This window comes from Enterobacter cloacae complex sp. 2024EL-00227 (genome assembly GCF_043945315.1).
Classification (GTDB): Bacteria; Pseudomonadota; Gammaproteobacteria; order Enterobacterales; family Enterobacteriaceae; genus Enterobacter; species Enterobacter roggenkampii.
The window spans coordinates 1-4618 of record NZ_JBIMQP010000046.1 but is presented as its reverse complement, the minus strand read 5'-3'; the positions used below and the strand labels follow the sequence as shown (position 1 = coordinate 4618).

At 52.2% G+C, this 4618-nt stretch carries 4 protein-coding genes and 2 pseudogenes; 2 read left to right on the top strand and 4 right to left on the bottom strand.

All coding sequences use genetic code 11. The annotated features are described in order from the left end of the window. Positions 1–771: 771 nt before the first annotated feature. Positions 772–1469 (top strand): IS1 family transposase gene (locus ACHH0Z_RS25345; protein WP_236593108.1). Its coding sequence is split into 2 segments (ribosomal slippage): positions 772–1021 and positions 1021–1469, totalling 699 coding nucleotides; the frame shifts between segments, so codons are not numbered across the junction. An 11-nt stretch (positions 1470–1480) separates the two neighbouring features. Here the strand turns inward: ACHH0Z_RS25345 and ACHH0Z_RS25340 are convergent. After that, positions 1481–1729 (bottom strand): annotated as a pseudogene (locus ACHH0Z_RS25340) (hypothetical protein); the annotation flags it as partial. A 232-nt stretch (positions 1730–1961) separates the two neighbouring features. On the opposite strand from ACHH0Z_RS25340, the gene ACHH0Z_RS25335 reads away from it, so the two are divergent. Next, on the top strand, positions 1962–2939 hold the full coding sequence (locus tag ACHH0Z_RS25335) for a tyrosine-type recombinase/integrase (protein WP_395149612.1): 978 nt from the start codon (positions 1962–1964) through the stop codon (positions 2937–2939). Positions 2940–3151: 212 nt separating this feature from the next. Here ACHH0Z_RS25335 and ACHH0Z_RS25330 read toward each other — a convergent pair whose 3' ends face one another. The 3 genes and pseudogenes from ACHH0Z_RS25330 to ACHH0Z_RS25320 form a co-directional block, all read right to left on the bottom strand. Further along, positions 3152–3568, bottom strand: coding sequence for a type II toxin-antitoxin system YafO family toxin (locus ACHH0Z_RS25330; protein WP_084832138.1), 417 nt, complete (start codon positions 3566–3568; stop codon positions 3152–3154). Next, the gene (locus ACHH0Z_RS25325) at positions 3559–4101 is read right to left on the bottom strand and encodes a hypothetical protein (protein ID WP_224773246.1); all 543 of its coding nucleotides are present in this window, start codon (positions 4099–4101) and stop codon (positions 3559–3561) included. Before ACHH0Z_RS25325 ends, ACHH0Z_RS25330 begins: the two co-directional genes overlap by 10 nt. A gap of 109 nt (positions 4102–4210) precedes the next feature. Further along, positions 4211–4483: pseudogene (locus ACHH0Z_RS25320) on the bottom strand (DsbA family protein); the annotation flags it as partial. Positions 4484–4618 lie beyond the last annotated feature (135 nt).

Below are 4618 nucleotides of genomic sequence, written 5' to 3'. Positions count from 1 at the left end.
CCGCGTTCTGTTATCTGACGGACGGCTTCTTCCTTAAATTCAGGTGTAAATCGTGGTGTGCCCATACGCTCCTCCTATGCTCAAACTATAGGGCAGGATCGTCTACCGGGGCGGGGTCAGTCCAACTATAGGGCAGGATCGTCTACCGGGGCGGGGTCAGTCCAGGCTCCCAAACTAACGCAGTCTCGTGTAACTGAAGCTTTTATTCTCGGCTGGAGGAGTAGGAAAATTTTCTGATTTGTAAACGGAGGGGCATTGTAAAGGGAAAAAAGACGAGGGACTCTACAGGCGACATCACATCCCTCGACGAAAAATTCTCAACTGATTTTAGTTAGTAGAGAACGGGAAGGAGAATTTAGGATTTTGATGTATAAAACGCAACGGTAAAATGTAAAATTTTAGTTAACTGACTATAGTTCAATCTACACCAGTTGCCTTCGTCCGGTTTGACCCACCTTTTGATTACCTGGTAAATTATGGCAATGGTGAATCCCCCTAAGCGGTGGGGCGTTCCAGTCAACTGCTGTCTGCAGGTATGCACGCGGCTTTACTGACCAGGGGTAAAGTCACCGGGAGGCACCCGGCACCATGACAATAACTACAACCAGTTTGAAATTCCTTGAGGGCCTGCTGTAAAACGCAGGCCTTTTTTTATGTTTTTGCAAACTGCTGCTACGCTTTAGTGACCTGCCCCCACGATTAGATACAACACTCAGGGTAATGGTGCCAACTTACTGATTTAGTGTATGATGGTGTTTTTGAGGTGCTCCCGTGGCTTCCATCTCCATCAGTTGTCCCTCCTGCTCAGCTACTGAAGGCGTGGTGCGTAACGGTAAAAGTACTGCCGGACATCAGCGCTATCTCTGCTCTCACTGCCGTAAAACATGGCAGCTACAGTTCACTTACACCGCCTCTCAGCCCGGTACACACCAGAAAATTATTGATATGGCCATGAATGGCGTCGGATGTCGCGCCAGTGCACGCATTATGGGCGTTGGCCTCAACACGATTTTACGACACTTAAAAAACTCAGGCCGCAGTCGGTAAACTCACGCATACAACCGGGCAGTGACGTCATTGTTTGCGCGGAAATGGACGAACAGTGGGGTTACGTCGGCGCTAAATCACGCCAGCGCTGGTTGTTTTACGCGTATGACAGGATACGGAGGACGGTTGTGGCGCACGTATTCGGTGAACGCACGTTGGCCACGCTGGAGCGTCTTCTGAGCCTGCTGTCAGCCTTTGAGGTCGTGGTATGGATGACGGATGGCTGGCCGCTGTATGAATCACGCCTGAAGGGAGAACTGCACGTTATCAGCAAGCGATATACGCAGCGCATTGAGCGGCATAACCCGAATCTGAGGCAGCATCTGGCAAGGCTGGGCAGGAAGTCACTGTCGTTCTCAAAATCGGTGGAGCTGCATGACAAAGTCATCGGGCATTATCTGAACATAAAACACTATCAGTAAGTTGGAGTCATTACCTCCTGAGGAATGATAATCGGCATGAATATAGAGATTATAAAAAAGATAAATAACAGAATCGCTAATGAGAATACGGCTGCGCAGCAGACCAGAGCGAATAGACTCTTGATGCTCATCACCTCAAAGAAAACATCGAGTCTGTCAAGACGACTGAAATATCCCCAGAGCACAGTCAGCGCGATCCCTGATATGATGCCAGACGGAGTTAATACCGAAATTAACAGCGTCTTCCATTTTTGATTCATTGTTAACATTCCCTCTTTATTATGGTGGTTAAGCTAAATTAGCAGCGTTACAGCGTACAGGCACCTACCCGAATCTGACCGTCAACAGCTGTTCGAGCTGCAATGACCGAAGAATGGTTTCAGTTTTTTCTGCTTATTAAAATGTATCTTTGAAAAAGTAGACTTTCTGCGGTACGCTCTGACAGTAAGTTTGCCCCCGATTTTTTACGCAGCGCGCCGGACGGAGCCCGACATGATCCTGATTCCCGATGACGAACCGGAGCTGAGTCTGCCCGCAGCCAGTGAGGAATTCCTGCCGGCGCTGTCAGGTGTGAATGCCCCGGTCAGCCCGGCCCGGGCCTACCTGCTTTCACTCAATTCCCACCGCAGCCGGCAGACCATGGCCTCGTTCCTGAACATCGTCGCCGTTATGCTCGGAGCTGCCTCCCTGGAGTCCTGCAGCTGGGGCAGCCTGCGGCGCCATCACGTGATGGCCGTGACCGAACTGCTGCGCGACACCGGCCGGGCCACCGCCACCGTCAACACCTATCTTTCGGCACTCAAGGGCGTGGCGAAGGAAGCCTGGATGCTCAGGCTGATGGACGTGGAGAGCTTCCAGCACATCCGGGCGGTCCGTAACCTGCGCGGCAGCCGTCTTCCGCGCGGCCGGGCCCTGCCGCCGGAGGAGATCCGGGCGCTGTTCGGTGCTTGCGAGGCCGATGACTCCAGCATTGGGGTGCGCGATGCGGCGATGCTGGGTGTCATTCTCGGCTGCGGCCTGCGACGCTCGGAGGCCGTGGGGCTCGATTTGTGTGACATTGTCACAGATGAGCGGGCGCTCAGGGTACTGGGTAAGGGGAACAAGGAAAGGCTGGCCTATATGCCGGCGGGCACCTGGCAGCGGCTCAGAAAGTGGATCGATGACGTGCGGGGAGAAAAAGACGGGCCGCTGTTCACCCGTATCCGCCGCTTTGACACCCTGACGAACGACCGGCTTACCGACCAGACGGTGTACCATGTCCTGCAGGTGCGCCAGCGCCTGGCTGGGATTGCAAAATGCGCACCGCACGATTTAAGGCGAACCTTTGCGACCTCCATGCTGGATAACGGCGAGGACTTAATCACTGTAAAGGATGCCATGGGGCATGCCAGCGTCACCACCACCCAGCAGTACGATCGCCGCGGCGAAGCGCGCCTGCGCACGGCTCGTGACCGTCTGGATCTGATATGAACTTAATAACATACCAAGATGATAAGTTAACAAGATAGTGTGCAAAGATGCTCGCAGGCTGCGCGATTTTCTCGAATGGTTCAACAGTGGAACTTCCGTTAAAGTAGGTCTGCCGGTTATCCTGCTTCCCCTTCTGAACCGGGGTGGTTTGGATATGCGGGATGCCCGGTCCTTTTCGTTCTTTCGCCGGGTACCATATGTGATTTTGAGGGTTATGAAGCGTGAAAATCTTCTGCAACTTCAGAAAAGTAGCTGAGTAACCGGGTATCTCTCGCTGGCATACGTTCATGAGCCGGTTTTATCAGCCCCATCAGCAGAAAGCGGCCGCTATCCCACATGTGTTCTGTGTAAATGAGATAATGATCTGAGGTACGGTTGTAATTCTCTTGTCTGGCACTCCAGGTGAGCTGGAAATGCAGATTAACGTGAATATGCTGGACGTTAGCATCGACAGCGAATGGCGGGAAATCAAAGGGGGCGTCCCTTCCAAGGAGATTCGACGGTGCGCCAGTTGATTTATACGTGATGAACTCTGCCTGTAGCTGACTCTCCAGCTCAGGGTAAACGGCAAACGTGGGCTGGAAAAACGAATCCCACGTGACATGACTGTACTCAGCCGTTAACGCCATTTGGCCGCAGCCCTGTCGCCTGAATCCAGCAGGTGATTCATGGCCGAGAGGTTGATTCCAGAGTCACGCACTTCTGTCGTTCGCGTGATTTGATCAATCAGACTAAGGTAGTTTTTGGTCGCAAGACTGACCATCTTAATGGCCTTAAAGAACGCAAACTCAACAGAATTCCTGTCATACGACTGAATGATGTTTTTTTCCGGCAACATCAGAACAAAGGACTCTGCGATACCTGCGACATGGATAGTATGATTTCTGATGTCGCTGGCGACTTTGATAGCGCCGGAGAAATCGCTGTCTGCATACCGGGCCAGCTCAATGCGACTTGAGCGTAATTCTTCAGCTACGTCATTGAGAGCAACAGTGAGCTCGCTGATATCGGTTTTGTTGACTCTGGAGCCCATTTCGTAAACCCGTTCAACAATCGTAGGCTGACACGCAACCGCTTTGGGTTGCGGCTGGAAACTGGCAAGAACCAGTGCCACTGCGGCCTGCAAGTGCTGGATTTTAAATTTCACGACGACGGACTCCATAATCATCATCTCTCGACGAGGCGCTGCATTTTACTACTGAACTTAACTATATGCTAAAAAAAGTTGGTTGCATATGTGGCTGGCACAGCAAACAGGAAATTGAAATCCTCTATCTGGCCGTGGCTTTCAGGATTGCTGCCTGGAGTCTTTCAGCGGTTACGGCTTCCGGGAAAACCGTGATGGTGTCAGGAGTCGCTCCGCTAACGGGCATGACGATGATCCCCGGCGTTCCGGTGAGTCCCAGCGCCTCAGCCAGGTTACTGTTTTTCTCCAGGGATGCGGTATGGTCGCCAGGAGCTGGGGTGGTCAGTCCCGCCTTTGACGCTGCTCCGTGAATATCCTCCGCCGTCAGTTTGCCTTCATTATGGCCGGTGGCGTAGATGGGGTCAATTTGGATATCGAAAATTATTGTACTATAAGGACTTCCCCGGCATGTCAAAGCCGGTATTTATGGTTTCTGTCTGCTCTTCAGTAAAAATAAAGGGGAGAGACTGCGGTACTATAAACGGCCATGATG